This window comes from Myxococcales bacterium, from assembly GCA_016699535.1.
In the GTDB taxonomy this organism is placed as follows: Bacteria; Myxococcota_A; Polyangia; order Polyangiales.
On record CP064980.1, the window covers coordinates 1,668,844 to 1,682,930 of the forward strand.

At 51.5% G+C, this 14,087-nt stretch carries 13 protein-coding genes and 1 pseudogene; 9 read left to right on the forward strand and 5 right to left on the reverse strand.

Annotated elements, in window-relative coordinates; genetic code table 11:
* Window positions 1–5: 5 nt before the first annotated feature.
* From nuoK to IPJ88_07990, 6 genes and pseudogenes are all read left to right on the forward strand, one after another.
* Window positions 6–314, forward strand: coding sequence for an NADH-quinone oxidoreductase subunit NuoK (nuoK, locus tag IPJ88_07965; GenBank protein QQR91641.1), 309 nt, complete (start codon window positions 6–8; stop codon window positions 312–314).
* A 7-nt stretch (window positions 315–321) separates the two neighbouring features.
* Window positions 322–3,035: pseudogene (locus tag IPJ88_07970) on the forward strand (hypothetical protein).
* Complete coding sequence (locus IPJ88_07975) at window positions 3,032–4,771, forward strand: NADH-quinone oxidoreductase subunit M (protein ID QQR91642.1); 1,740 nt, start codon at window positions 3,032–3,034, stop codon at window positions 4,769–4,771. Before IPJ88_07970 ends, IPJ88_07975 begins: the two are co-directional and overlap by 4 nt.
* Window positions 4,768–6,246 (forward strand): NADH-quinone oxidoreductase subunit N, encoded by a 1,479-nt coding sequence (locus IPJ88_07980; GenBank protein QQR91643.1) that lies wholly within the window; start codon window positions 4,768–4,770, stop codon window positions 6,244–6,246. Before IPJ88_07975 ends, IPJ88_07980 begins: the two co-directional genes overlap by 4 nt.
* 55 nt (window positions 6,247–6,301) lie before the next feature.
* Window positions 6,302–6,649 (forward strand): hypothetical protein, encoded by a 348-nt coding sequence (locus IPJ88_07985; GenBank protein ID QQR91644.1) that lies wholly within the window; start codon window positions 6,302–6,304, stop codon window positions 6,647–6,649.
* Window positions 6,650–6,654: 5 nt separating this feature from the next.
* Complete coding sequence (locus IPJ88_07990; protein QQR91645.1) at window positions 6,655–7,146, forward strand: hypothetical protein; 492 nt, start codon at window positions 6,655–6,657, stop codon at window positions 7,144–7,146.
* A gap of 34 nt (window positions 7,147–7,180) precedes the next feature.
* Here the strand turns inward: IPJ88_07990 and IPJ88_07995 are convergent, their stop codons facing one another.
* From IPJ88_07995 to IPJ88_08015, 5 genes are all read right to left on the reverse strand, one after another.
* Window positions 7,181–7,924, reverse strand: coding sequence for a 4'-phosphopantetheinyl transferase superfamily protein (locus IPJ88_07995; protein QQR91646.1), 744 nt, complete (start codon window positions 7,922–7,924; stop codon window positions 7,181–7,183).
* Window positions 7,925–7,932: 8 nt separating this feature from the next.
* Entirely contained in the window at window positions 7,933–8,679 is a 747-nt protein-coding gene (gene lepB / locus IPJ88_08000; GenBank protein QQR91647.1) for a signal peptidase I, read from the reverse strand.
* A gap of 30 nt (window positions 8,680–8,709) precedes the next feature.
* Window positions 8,710–9,294, reverse strand: a complete 585-nt coding sequence (locus tag IPJ88_08005; GenBank protein QQR91648.1) for a tRNA 2-methylthio-N6-isopentenyl adenosine(37) hydroxylase MiaE — start codon at window positions 9,292–9,294, stop codon at window positions 8,710–8,712.
* A gap of 119 nt (window positions 9,295–9,413) precedes the next feature.
* Window positions 9,414–10,313 carry an extensin family protein gene (locus tag IPJ88_08010; GenBank protein QQR91649.1) on the reverse strand — a complete coding sequence of 300 codons (900 nt, stop codon included), beginning with the start codon at window positions 10,311–10,313 and terminating at the stop codon, window positions 9,414–9,416.
* 164 nt (window positions 10,314–10,477) lie between these two features.
* Complete coding sequence (locus IPJ88_08015) at window positions 10,478–11,419, reverse strand: diacylglycerol kinase family lipid kinase (GenBank protein QQR91650.1); 942 nt, start codon at window positions 11,417–11,419, stop codon at window positions 10,478–10,480.
* A gap of 397 nt (window positions 11,420–11,816) precedes the next feature.
* On the opposite strand from IPJ88_08015, the gene IPJ88_08020 reads away from it, so the two are divergent.
* The 3 genes from IPJ88_08020 to IPJ88_08030 are packed head-to-tail and all read left to right on the forward strand — an operon-like array spanning window position 11,817 to window position 14,016.
* Window positions 11,817–12,434 carry a hypothetical protein gene (locus IPJ88_08020; protein QQR91651.1) on the forward strand — a complete coding sequence of 206 codons (618 nt, stop codon included), beginning with the start codon at window positions 11,817–11,819 and terminating at the stop codon, window positions 12,432–12,434.
* Window positions 12,435–12,463: 29 nt separating this feature from the next.
* Window positions 12,464–13,369: an ABC transporter permease gene (locus IPJ88_08025; GenBank protein ID QQR91652.1), complete on the forward strand. Its 906-nt coding sequence runs from the start codon at window positions 12,464–12,466 to the stop codon at window positions 13,367–13,369.
* Window positions 13,366–14,016, forward strand: coding sequence for a hypothetical protein (locus IPJ88_08030; GenBank protein QQR91653.1), 651 nt, complete (start codon window positions 13,366–13,368; stop codon window positions 14,014–14,016). The genes IPJ88_08025 and IPJ88_08030 overlap by 4 nt, the downstream gene beginning before the upstream one ends.
* Window positions 14,017–14,087 lie beyond the last annotated feature (71 nt).

The window sequence follows — 14,087 nt, forward strand, 5'->3', positions numbered from 1 at the left end:
GACTTATGCAGGTAGGTTTGGGAGAATATCTTGCGCTGTCTGCTCTGATTTTTGGCATTGGAGCGATGGGTTTTTTGTCGAGGCGCAATGTGCTTATTCAGCTCATGTCGATTGAGTTGATGCTCAATGCCGTGAACCTCACGCTCATTGCCTTCAATCGTTGGATGCCCGCCAATCATACCGGGCAGTTGTTTGCTTTTTTTGTGATTGCGGTTGCTGCAGCAGAAGCTGCTGTAGGTCTTGCTATCCTTATTAGCTTGTATCGCTTGCAGAAAAATATCCGTAGTGATCAAGCCAAACTGTTGAGGCATTGAAATAGCTATGAACTTAGGTTTTGCAATCGAACGTACCTTACTTTGGATAGTGCTGCTTCCGCTTTTTGGAGCAGTGATCAATGGTTTTTTCGGACGAAGCAGTACCAAGCGTATGGTTGGCTTGGTTGGTGTTGGCACGGTTGCGCTCTCCTTTGTGCTTGCGCTCGTTGTGGTAGGCCAGGTTTGGTACAGCGGAAATCCCATTCGTTACGAAGTGTATGAATGGTTTTCTTTAGCCGTAGGTGAACATACCATTCCCATCAAAGTTGCCTTTGTGCTCGACCGCCTCAGTGCAGTGATGGCGATCATGGTGAGCGGCATTGGTTTGTTGATTCACATCTACAGTCTCGGCTATATGCACGACGATCCGGGTTACGCTCGGTTTTTTGCGTATCTGAATCTCTTTATGGCTTCGATGCTGATTTTGGTGCTTGCCAGCAGCATGCCGGTGATGTTTGTGGGCTGGGAAGGCGTTGGTCTGTGTAGCTATCTTTTGATTGGTTATTGGTATGAAAACCCCGACTACGCCAAAGCCGGACGTAAAGCTTTCGTCGTCAACCGCATTGGTGACTTTGGCGTGTTGCTAGCGATGTTTTTGCTCTTTAGCACCGTCTATAGTTTGGAGTTTGACACCATCAATGCCAGTGCGGGCAGTCTTTCATCGATGTTGATGCCGGGGAGCGTCAGCGTGACGATGACCTTAGCAACGGCGATTGGCTTGCTGCTCTTGCTCGGTTGCGCAGGCAAAAGCGCACAGATCCCTCTGTACATTTGGCTGCCGGATGCGATGGCAGGACCCACTCCTGTTTCGGCGTTGATTCACGCGGCCACGATGGTCACGGCGGGTGTTTATCTCTGTTGTCGTCTCTCAGTAGTATTTGCTCAAAGCGCAACTGCGATGGCGGTCGTAGCAGTGGTTGGATCACTCACTGCGCTTTTGCGGTGATGCACGCCGTTGGAGCGCATGGTGATGCGGACTTGTTCAAGCTCGGTGGCCTTCGAAAGAAGTTGCCCAAAACCCATTGGACCTTTCTGGTAAGTTGTCTGGCGATTGCGGGCGTTCCTGGCTTTAGTGGTTTCTTTTCCAAAGATGAAATCTTGCTCGGCGCAGCGCTTGGTAGCTCGGAGCATGGCGCAAGCTTCTTTCCCATTCCATGGCTTGGCAGTTTTGTGCTGATTGTGCTGTTGATTGCCGCTACCTTCACGGCTTTTTATATGTTTCGCCTTTATCTACTCACCTTTGCAGGTGAGTACCGCGGCGACGCTCATCCTCATGAATCACCATCAAGCATGACGGTGCCACTTGCTGTGCTTGGTGCTGGCGCAGTGCTCGTTGGTTACTTGGGCTTTCCGCATGTTTTGCATATCTTGCCAAACCTTTGGGGCTTGTGGCTGGAGCCGGTTTTCCGCGTTGCAAGTGTTGAAATCTACAGTGGTGAGGCTCACGCTCCTGCCAGTCTTTCGTTTCAGCTTATGGCTTCGGGCAGCACTGCAGCCTTGCTTGGCATCGGAGCGGCGTATGGCCTTTACCGTCGCGGACCCTCTTCAACGACCGAAACTTGGGCTAAGGCTATGCCAGGTCTCTATCAATTGTTGCTTGATAAATGGCGCGTGGACGAGCTTTATGGTTTTTTGATTATTCGACCGATGGCGCGCTTTGCTCGTCTGCTAGCTGGGGTTGACCGCTATGTCGTGGATGGCTTTACGAAGCTTATTGCAGTTCTGGTAAGGCTTGCCGGCTTTTTGGTTAGCCGCATCCAAACTGGCGTGATTTTTTCCTATTCTGCTGCACTCGTTGCAGGCCTTGTGTTTGTCGCGTGGTGGCTTTTGTTCCCACATGCTCAAGTTGAAGCGCATGCCGAAGGCAAGCAAGTGGAGTTCGAAGCTTCGCAGGGGCTTGGCTATATGTATCGCTGGGATTTTAACTCCGATGGCAAATTTGAAACGCCATGGAGTGCATCGAGTGCTCAGCAGGTAAGCGACTTTAGCAACGCAGAACCGAAGGGTGGCGTGCTCTTTATTGAGGGCGGACGTCTTGCTCCAGCGCGCAAGGAGATTCACTTGGCACTTGGTGAGCGTAAGAAGCTGTATCTCAACAAGATGCTGTACGGCTCAGCGGTGCAAGAAGTCTATAAGCGCTATGCACCCACAAGCGCCATGGTGGTGCAGTACGGCGCGGCTTTGCTTAGTGGTGCTGGCAAAGAGATTGAGCTAAGTGAAGGTGAAATTCCTGCTAACCTCCTGGGTGAAGCTTGGCATGCACAGGGCAGTGGCTTTAAGTTGCCAGAGCTGGTGCTGAGACATGGCCGCTACCTGCTTAAGCCTCACGGCGCTCAGGTGTTGTTTAAAGGCAGGTTAGTGAGTACGCCTATTTCCATGCTGACGGGCGATACCGTTCGGATCGGCGAAGCGCGGTTGCGCATTGTCGGCTCTCTTTTCATCCGGCCGAATGGCAATCCTTTGTTTGCTGGCGGTCGTGAAGTAGGCCCGCATCAAAGTGTGGTTGAGTTCAGGCCTGCCGATCGATTCTACCTTGGCCTAGTGCCCAACGGTGTAACCTTGCGTGCCTCTACCTATGTCGAAAGTACGGTGGCCGTTCGAAATGCTTTTGGCAACGTGCAGAAACGTAAAATACGCAGTGTGCTTGGCGCAAAACCATCTTCAAAGACAGGTGAAGCCAAGCCCCATGCCAGTTTGACCACTTTTGGAGGTGCTTTGTGATTCCTCATCTGCTTAGTGTGCTGCTGGCTCTACCGCTGCTCGGAGCGGTTGCTTTGTTGTTTTTCCCGCGGCAATCCCCAGGAGCGGTGCGGGTCTTTAGCTTGGCATTGTTGCTACTTGAGTTTGTGATTTCCGTTGCCGGTTTGTTGTGCGATCCGAAGGTTGTCTTCGGCGCCGACTACCAGTTGATTGAGCAGATCGAGTGGATACCAAGCTTAGGGATCGCTTATAAATTAGGCATCGACGGTATCTCCCTGTGGCTTGTGCTTCTGACCACCTTGCTTACACCGATTGCGCTTTATTCGTCGTGGAGCTCTGTGAACACCAAAGTTAAAGAGTACGCCATTGCCTTTTTGTTGCTTCAAGTCGGTATGCTTGGTGCGTTTGTGGCGCTCGACCTGTTCCTCTTTTACGTTTTTTGGGAGCTGATGCTGGTTCCGATGTATCTCATCATCGGTATTTGGGGCGGCCCGAGACGTGTTTACGCAGCAGTTAAGTTTTTCCTTTACACGATGGTGGGCAGTTTGCTCATGCTCGTGGCGATTCTTTACACCGTGATGCAGTACAAAGCTCTTGCAGGGCACTATTCTTTCGATATCCAAGAACTTACGCGACTGGTTCTTCCTGTTGGCGCACAGTATTGGCTCTTCATTGCCTTTGCGTTGGCCTTTGCCATCAAAGTGCCACTGTTTCCCTTCCATACCTGGCTTCCCGATGCGCACGTTGAAGCCCCAACGGGTGGTTCGATCATTCTTGCTGCGGTGCTCCTGAAGCTCGGCGGCTATGGTTTCATCCGTTTTGCGCTGCCGCTCTTTCCTTATGCAGCGCACAAGTTGGCGCCAATGTTCCTAGCGCAGTTTGCTGTGGTGGGAATCATCTACGGCGCTTACTGCGCTTGGGTGCAAAAGGATGTTAAAAAACTGGTAGCCTATAGCTCGGTAAGCCATTTGGGTTTTGTGATGCTCGGCATTTTCTCAATGAATGCGCAGGGTATCTCTGGCGCCATTTTGCAAATGGTCAGTCATGGCATCTCAACTGGCGCGCTCTTTTTACTCGTGGGTGTGATTTACGATCGCCGTCACACACGTGAGCTCGATGAGTTTGGCGGCTTGGCCAAAGTCATGCCGGTTTATGCGACGCTCTTTGTGATTATCACCATGAGCTCAGTCGGCCTTCCCGGCACCAACGGCTTTGTCGGCGAGTTTATGATTCTTGCCAGCACTTTCGTGTCAGGTTTTGGTGGCGCAGCAGGCCTTCCGTGGCCACGAACCTTTGCCGCATTGGCGGCAACGGGTGTAATCTTGGCTGCGATTTACATGCTTCATGCTGTGCTCAAGATGTTTTGGGGCCCGCTTAGCAATCCTAAGAATCAAGAACTACCGGATGTCTCTCGGCGTGAACTTCGTGCTTTGTTGCCTCTCGTGGTGTTTGTGTTTTGGATAGGACTCTTTCCAAAGACCTTCCTTGATTCGATGGAACCGTCGGTCGGTCGTTTTGTAAAAGAGTACAATGCAAAACTCATTGCCATTTACAATGACGACAGTGCGCGTTTGCTCGAAGCTTTTCCCGCAGTTCAGCCGGAACCTGAAGCGATGCCCGAAGCGCCTGCTGCAGCAGCAGTGAGTGCGCTTTCCCCAAAGAGCGATAGTCTTAGTCGAGCGCGCGTTGAGGCGGCGCGAGCATTACGTCGAGCGCGCGCTGGCGCGGCGCGAGCACTACCAGGAGATGCATCATGAGCGCTTGGATTCCTCTTACCCCATTGCTTTGCGTCGCATTGGGAGGCTTGCTTGTGATGGTGGCCGATGTTGTGTTCAAGAAAGCCCCTGACTATGCATTCATTGCTTCAGGCGCCTTGTTTTTGGCTGTGGCGCTATCCTGCACTCTTTGGAGCCATCATCAGGACTACACCTTGCCGGCTTTCTTTGGGAATTACCTTGCGGTCGATCGCCTTGCTTTGTTTTTCGATGTGGTGATTTGTGGCGGAGCTGCGCTGTGCACTTTGTTGGCCGGCGCTTACCTGCGTGAGCATGATCTCGAGCGCGGTGAGTTTTACGTGCTGATTTTGTTCAGCACCTTTGGTGCGATGGTGCTTGCACGGGCCACTGATTTGCTCAGTGTGTTTATTGGCCTTGAGACCATGTCGCTTGGTGTTTACTCCCTTGTGGCTTATCGGCGCTCCTCGATACGTTCGGCCGAAGGCGGGATTAAATATTTTCTTTTAGGGTCCTTTGCAGCAGCGATTTTCCTTTTCGGATCGGCCTTGCTTTACGGCGCCACCGGCTCAACCGAGCTTGTCGCGATCGGCCGTCAGATAAGCCAGGGCAGTGCGGATACCCGTTTGGTGATGTTTGCTATGGTTTTCCTCATCGTGGGCGTCGCTTTCAAAGTAAGCGCGGTGCCTTTTCACATGTGGACTCCCGATGCTTATGAAGGGGCGGTGACGCCCGTCAGCAGTTACATGTCCGTGGTGGTCAAGGCGGCAGCCTTTGCGCTTATGGCGCGTATTGTGCTTGTGGTTTTTGGTGATCCGCTGAGCTCCAACTTTGTGACAGGTTGGCCTAGTGTGATTGCTGTGCTGGCGGCACTTAGTCTCATTGTGGGCAATCTCTCTGCTATCGTGCAGCGCAGCGTCAAACGCATGCTTGCGTACTCATCGATTGGCCATGCCGGCTTCATTTTGATGGGCATTGCTGCTTCAACGGAGATGGGCGATGCAGCGCTATCAAGCGTGTTTTACTATTTGATGGCTTACACGGTATCGAACGTGCTTGCCTTTGGTTCGCTGATTCTCATGGGCTCGCGCGGCAAAGAAGCTGTAAGCTACGAAGATTTAGCAGGCGTGGGTCTAAGACATCCTTTGGCGGCTTTGCCCTTAACGGTAGCCATGCTCTCGCTTATGGGCATGCCTCCGACAGCGGGATTTTTTGCGAAGTATTACGTGCTAAGTGCAGCGGTGAGCATGGGCGGCGTGATGACCTGGCTTGCTGTGCTTGGGGTGCTTAGCAGTGCAGTGGCTGCTTACTATTATTTGCGGGTGCTTGTCTTTGCCTACATGAAGAGCCCTGAGCCGGGTGCTCCCATCGCGGTGCCGATGCGTTCTGGATACGTTGTCGTTGGCCTGCTCGTGGCTGCATTTTTTGTTATCAAAATGGGAATCACGCCCCAGAACTATCTTGACTGGGCGATTGAAGCGGCCGGTCGTCTTGTCTAAGTTTTATCGTCAAACCACCTCAACTGTTTGTTGTCGCACGAGCATAGGCTATTGCGTGTTGCTACTTTGCATGCTTGCTTTTTTGGCGGGCATAACTGGGTGCAGCAAAGAATCGAAGGATGCAAAGAAAGCCTCACCGGCGCATCCTTTGGTAGCAGAAAAAGAAACTTCGCCCGAGACGCAGACGCGCGCTGAGCGACCGGATGTTCCCGTAGGCACGTTACGAGGCGTGGTGAGTTTGAAAAAAGGTGAAGCGCTGCCCGACCTGCAAGGGCGCCCTCTTTTCGGCTACATTTCTGCTGGGAAAAAGCCCTCGTCTTGGCCGGCAAGCTGCACGGCTTTGAGTAAAGAGGATTTTCAGCCTTTGCATGCTTCTGCTCAGCGTGGTTTAGAGGGGTGTTAGTTAGCGTGACTGGTTTTTCTGTTGCACCCAAACACGAAGCAAAAAAGCGGCATATGCGCATCGAAAACTGTCGTCTCAAGCCCAGCTTTTTGGCAGCAGTGCGAGGCGATGAGCTTGTCATTGAAAACAAATCCGATTTTCCCTTTCTTCCGAAGCTAAAACGCGATTCTTTTTTGCAGGCTATCCTCAAAGGCACAAGCAGAAAAGCGCGACTTGATGGTGTGGGGCCACAGCGTATCAGTTGCGGTTTTGCCTCTCCCTGTGGCGTGGTCGATTTGGTAGTGCTTGGTCATCCCGTATTTGCGATGACGGACGCGCAGGGACGTTTTGAAATCGATAACTTGCCCAAACTCGGCGACTCTGAACAGAGTCTGATACTTCATGCATGGCATCCTCTGCTCAAGCAACATAAGGCGTTGCTCAGCAAGCAAACAGATCTGTCGCATGAAATACAAATAGAGATGCAAGCTGCACCTGCCAAAAATGGCATTAAATAATCGGAACATTGCCATGGTTGGCATGTTTTATGCCTCAAATAATGCCAAATTCAGATTTGCTAAGGGTGACGTTTTCTGGCCCGTGGCCATCGATTTTTGCGGCCAGAGCAAGGCTGTAGTGCTCCATGATGTGATAGCTTGAGAAAAGCCATTGCGCATTTTCGTTGTCCTGCAAGTGCTCGTTTGCAAGAAGGCGAATGGAATCACTTAGCGGCAACTCAAAGCAAATGTGTTTGAGCGAAAGAGCAAAACCAAGTCCGCGTGCTTTCATGTAGGCTTCTTTGAGTGTCCAAAGCTCAAAAAATAGTTTCTGCTGTTCAGCTTCTGTTTTGTTTTGGAGTAGATCAAATTCGTGCGAACTAAAATGTCGTCTGGCGAGTGTCAGGATATTAGCAGAGCGGGACTGATTTTCGATATCAACGCCAAGGTAATGGTGCTGTCCCAAGGCGAGCGCGATTGCTCCATCCGTGTGCGCTATATTGAACTGCAAATGTTTAGCGTTGTCTGGGGAAGCAATAAAGGGCTTGCCGTGTTTGCCAAAAGCAAAGCGCCATTGATCGGGTTTGCAATCATGGTGCTTACTGAGTACGGAACGCAGCATGAAGCGTGCACATAAAAACTGCCACTGTGTGGCTCGATGAGAAATGTGTTTCCAGCGTTCGCGCTCGTCATCCGAGAGAATGGCGCAAAAATGCTGTTCGCTTTTCGAACGATGAGTAGGGGTGGCGCTGTACCATAGCTCAAGCGCTGTGCTTGGTATGGGAGCTGTTTCGGTCATGGTGTTGCTCAGCGGATCCGACTGCCTACACGGCAGCCCCGGATACGTTCCCACCACGAAGGGGGCTGTTTTCCCATGTTCAGATAGTCGTCGGCATTTTGCGAAGACCAATAGATGCTAAGAGCTTTGCCTTTGACTCGATTGACCGGAACGAGGCCAAAATAACGGCTGTCGTTGGAGTGATCGCGATGATCGCCCATCACGAATACATGGCCTTCAGGAATAGCAGTTTTGCGGGTGCTGACCATATTATCCACCGCATCCGTGGCATAGCTTACCGCATAGCGATGCTCACCAAGTTGCTCTTCCCATAAAGTACATTCAAATAAATCGGAGGACCCACCGTAGGTTGAGCATGCATCGTCAAGACACTCGCCCTTGCTCCTGTGGGAGATTTTTTTTCCGTTGCGAATGATCGCATCTTGATCAACTTCGATCGTGTCTCCGGCCACACCGATGACGCGCTTGACGATGTCGATGTTTTCCATGGGGCTTTTGAGGATGACGACATCACCGGCTTTGGGCCCGCTCCAGTTGAACAAAGCATGGTCGGTAAAGGGAAGAAACAGGCCGTACTTGTACTTGGCCACGACCACTCGATCGCCGTTCAAGAGGCTTGGCTCCATGGAGGGCCCTTCGATTTCAAAGGCTTCAAACAGGACGATGCGAATGAGCATGGCTAAGGCAAGGGCGCTGCCGAGGGTTTTGATATTTTCGCTGAGCCAGTGTTCGGTCTTGGGTTTTGTATGGGACATAAATTGGGTTTCTTTGCTCGAGGGGTGGGCCTATCCGTGTACCGTGGGGCCAAGAGGAAGCTGGGATGCTACCTTCGATTCGTATTCTGCAAGGTGCTCAAAACGGCGTTTGGATGCGAGCAGCCCAAAGCACTGCTCCGAGAGCTCGCGGAATAAACGATAGTGTCGAGCCTCCGAAGCCATGAGCTCGCGGTAGAAGCTTCGCAATGAAGCGTCGTTTAGTTTCTCAGACAGCAAACGGAAACGTTCGCAAGAGCGCGCTTCAACCAAGGCCGAAATGAGAAGTTTATCAAGCAAAAGGGGAGTGCCAGGATCAAGCTCTTTGCTCGCCAACAGCAAGGCATTGACGTAGGGGTCTTTGCTAGGAGGACCCAGAGTGCTGCCGCGAGAGGCCAGACGTTCATGCACCAGTCCAAAATGTTCGGCCTCTTCTTGGGCGAGGGCGGACAGAGGCGCAGCCAAGGAGGGCTGCTCGCCAGCGAACTTGGCCACAAGGCTCAGCGCGGTGTGCGCGGCCTTGACCTCGCAGTGGGCATGATCGGACAGCAAAGCATCCAAATCGGCCTGAGCCGCCTCGACCCACGAGGGGTCCGTATCGCATAAAAGTCCAAGCATAAATGCGTTCACCTTCTATGATCCCCACCCCCAGCGGTCAAGCTGCTCTTCCCCCGAGCCCCGCAGGACAGAGAGTTTGGAGCGCTGCTGTGCAGCGGTCCAAACAGTAAAACCTCAAACTACCGCAAATAGGTCCAGTCGACCTCGGGGACAAGCTCGAGATGGACATGGTTTCGATGGGCTTTGTTGAAGTGGGGGGTTAACACCACTTGGAACAGTCCTCGATGGAAAGCTTCGCAGACGAGATCTCGAAATAGACGATTAGCTTCGCTTTGCTCTGGGTAGGATGCACAAGGCGGTGTGTTTCGTTTGTATGTTTCCCAATGATCGAGCACGTTGAGCGAAGTGTCTTCTTCAAAACGTAGATAGGATAGGTCGATAGCAAGACCTGTGGCATGGCCGCTTTGCTTGGAGGTGCCTGCCACAGTTGCGCCAGGACGATATATCGAAAAGTGTTCGATGCCGATAACCCCTGCGCCGCGTAAGATGGGACTCCATGCCAGAATAGCCAATGCTAGGCGGCAATCCAGAATGCTTTGATCCTCGTGTCCTCCATGTGTGTGAACAGTGATTCCTCCGATATCGCTTTGAAGCGACAAGGGCTGCTCGATGCTCTGAAACTCATCCGGATCGAGATTGGTAAATTCAACGTCGTGCTTTTTTAGAAGTGTCTTGCACGTGTCACTGTCGGTGCTGGCAATAGCTTTACCTGTAGGGATATCCGAGGCTGCTGTTTTTTGTTGTAGAAAACTAAGCTCAGGATAGACCTGCGGAATGGGATTGCGTTGCTTTGCAGCAGTAGTCGAAGTTCGATGAGTGCGTGTTTTCCCTCGTCGCACTAGGTTTTTTCGAAGCATTCGCTTTTTTCGTCTGATGCACGCAGCAGCCTTAGCTTTGTTGCGAATTTTTCGACACGATTGGTAGGGCAAAGCACGTTTTTTTTGAACACGTTGTTTTTGTGTTCTTGGCTTGTGCGTGGTTGCTTTAGGCGATGCGGTGACTAGTTCTGCTGACACCATGTGCAAAGCACAAAGAAAGAAAATCGCAAACAGAAATCGAATTTGCTTGGTGTGCACGACAGAAGTTGTCCCAATAACCTTTGTTATTTAGATGCTTACATATAGTTGTACAGCTATTTGACGTCCACAAAGTGGAGTTTATTCACGTAAAAATTAGGTCATTGTTAGCCACGGAAGCGTAAGGCTTGCGGAAGGACCTTAAATTCTGCAGGTAAGAAGCCTGGAGACTCGCCATCGAGGTCAATGGGTATCTGGGATGACGGATCGCTCGGTAGAGCTTTCAAATGCTGAATGCGATGTGCAATGACTTCATTAGGTAGTTTGCTTGTGTTGCCATACAAGGACGTTCCAAAACTCAGTTTTTTCAAGAAGCTCATGGTGCCGATATCGATTAGCTCGAAATAGCCATCTTGAAGGTTAGCGTTTTTTGCAATGTGCATGCCGCCACCGAAAAACTGGCCGTTGGCAATAACCGTGCACCAACTTTTACGTTTAATGCTTCCTCGCCCATCGGGGATAAGTTCAATATCCTGGGGCTTGTACTGATGGAGAGCGCGCAACGCTCCATTGAGATGGGCAAAGCGGCCAAGAAGTTTCGAGGACCGATTGACAATGCGATCCGTAGCACCGCTCAAACCAAAGCTCGCGATGTTAAGAAAATAGCGTTCTGCCATCTGCCCATGCTCTGTCGTGTACTTGACATGACCAACGTCCAAGGAGCGTGTCGCGGATGCGAGCATGTAGCGCACGGCCTCGCCGCCTTGTTTCGGTAAGTGCATGCTGCGCGCGAAGTCGCTGCCGGAACCCGAGGGGAGTAGCCCTAACCAGCTTTCTCGACCAAGCAAACTTCCATCGTCTGCGAAAAAACCATTGACCGCTTCATTGAGCGTTCCATCTCCACCGACCACGGCGATACCAACCTTAGGGCGAGAGGATAGGGCTTGACGTACGATGGCAGCGGCATGCAGGTCGGTTTCCGTGAAGCGCAGGCGGTAGTTTACCTTGCATTCGTTAAATGTCGCCTCGATAGCGGGCAGTTTGGCGCGTGCCTGACCTCCTCCTGAGGTAGGGTTCACCAAAAGAAGAACCGGAGCATGCTTTTGCATGTCTCGACTATAACCTATCGCAGGGCCTATCGTGTAAGAGTTGCTTGCCTCAAACGAAGGTAGCGGACGAGCCAGTCGATTCGATTTTGGAGCTGGAATACGGCTTTGCTCCTCCTCGCTGTAGACGGCATGCCTGGAGCGAAGCGTCGAGAAGTTCGGCTATGGCTCGTTGTTCCGACTTGTTTCACAGACCCCAACCTGGGCGATCTCTCGGGCAATTGAGCGGCGCTTGGCTCTATTTACAGTTGCGCCCGTCCAATGACTTGACCGCATGGCCGAAAGCGTCGAACATTTCGGCCATGATGATTACTGAAGAGGCCATTACCCGCCTCTCGCGACCCAATTTTAGTCTTATGCGGTTGCGAGCGCTATCGGGCTTTGTATTGATGGCCTATTTTTGTTTCAGCTATGGGAATTTTGGGCCGCGCGGCAAGGTCTAGCTAGTTTTTACGCTCGTTTTGAGCTTTTGCCGAGTGCTGCGCGAATCGGGCTAACCGTTTTAGCGATGGTGATTCCATTTCTTCTGTACGCGTATACGGGGCTGTTGTTAGCAATCCGCGGTGAAGGTCTTGCTCCTTCTCAGTATGGCAGTGTTGGGCTTCGTCGTTTGCAGCGAATCGCTGGGTTTGTTGTCATTGTCTTTTGCAGTGTTCATCTTTGGCAGTTTTGGCTGTCTAATCTTGGAAAGGCCGACTTAGCATCGGCTGTTTTTTTTGCGCTTTATGCTGAAGCAGGGAAGCCAATCTATATTGTGCTTTATGTGCTCGGTATCACTGCCGTGTGTTTTCAATGGGCCCAGGGCATCGTAGCCTGGGGTGTGCTTCGAGGCTGGGTTAGCAACGATGCGGTACGTCGACGCTGGCGTACGGTTTCGGGCGCAGTTGCTTTGTGCATGTGGCTCGTTGGTATAGAAGTGTTTAGTTTTTTTGCAACAGGTGACTATTTGTCTAAAGATCTCGTCAACCGCACTCAAGCGGTGTTCGAATCAACTTCTCATCTAACAGGCGGAAAATAACGGTGCTTTCTAGAGTCTATGCAATAGCGTTGAATACTTTTCGTGAAGCAGTGCGCGACCGAGTGCTCTATGGAGTTCTGGCCTTTGCAACGGCGGTGCTTCTTTTTAGTCTTGCGCTTGCTGAGCTATCGTTGAACCAAGAGCAGCGGATTGTCCGAAACATTGGTATGGCATCCATATCCTTGTTTACGGTTCTGGTGGGTGTGTTTTTGGGATCGTCTCTTTTGTACAAAGAGATTGAGCGAAAAACACTCTACGTTATTCTTCCCAAACCCATTCACCGTGCGGAGTTTCTAGTCGGAAAATTTTTTGGCATCGGTCTAACGGGCGCTGTGTTTGTGATGACCATGGGTTTTGTTCAGTTTTGGGTGATGGCTTTGCAAGCCGGTTTAGGTTTTTGGATCATGAGCCTTGTTCCTGGGGCGCTGGCTCTCGCGTTGGCTTTGGGGCTATGGCGAGTGCGTGATCGTACAGCCGTACTCATCCCTTGGTCTTTTTTGGCCATTGTGGCGGGCCTTTTTCTTCTGTGGAAAGCGAATATCGCCGTGTTTCCGATGGCAGCGATGCTTTCATTGAGCATTGCTGAGCTTGTGGTGCTGAGTTCGGTGGCATTGCTGTTTTCTTCGTTTTCGACTCCTTTTCTAACCGGGGTGCTTACCTTTGGCGTTTGGGTTGCTGGGCGCTCGGCGCATGAAATGGCCACCATGAAATCAAAAGTGCTTGCCCCAGCCATCCGCTCGGTTATGCACGTTTTAGCAGAAGTGGTTCCAAACTTTAGTTTGTATGTTCCGGGCTACCGCGCTCTTAGCCTGCAGCTGCACGATCAGGGAGGCGCCGTTCAGTATCTTGGCATGACACTCGGGTACACCGTTTTTTATTCGGCTATTTTGCTGCTTTTTGCCGCGCTGCTGTTTCGAAAAAGAGACTTCTTGTGAGCAAAGCATCGTTTGAAAAACGCATGGTTTATTTGGCACTACTGATCGTGCTAGCCGTGATGGTCATTCGTGTAACGCTAGCTGCGCATGCAGAATATGAAGAAGCCGCTACTTTACAAAAGAGCGGCGATCTTGATTCCGCCATTGTGCACTATCGCCGCGCGGCGCGATGGTATCTGCCTTTGTTCTCGACACCTACACGTGCCTTGGATCAACTTGAACGCATTGCGAACACCTACAAAAAGTCAGGCGATGTGCATGGCGCGCTTGCCGCGCGTCGTTCAATGCGGGCAGCTATCATGTCTTCGCGAAGTTTCTATACACCGCATGGTGATTATCTCGAGCGTAGCAACCGAGAGATCGCCAGCCTCATGGCAAGTTTGCCCCCTCTTCCCAAAGATGTCGCAAAGAGCAAAGCGTCGTTGCGCAAAGACTATTTCTCAGAGCTAGAACATTCTCGCGGTCCCAATACGTTTTGGACTCTTGTTTTGCTGTTGGGTTTTGCTCTTTGGGTAGGTGGCGCTTTTGTGTTTTTTCATCGAGCTTTCGGTCCTGAGCAGCAGCTTCTCAAAAACGAAGCAGTCCGCTGGGGCGGGTTGGTTTTTGTAGGGATATTTTGTTTTGTCCTCGGAGCATCCCTTGCATAGCTGAACTCCTGTCGTCTGCGTACTGCGTGGCCGACTTTCACAAATGCTTGCCTAAGCGGCAAGAGCGGGGT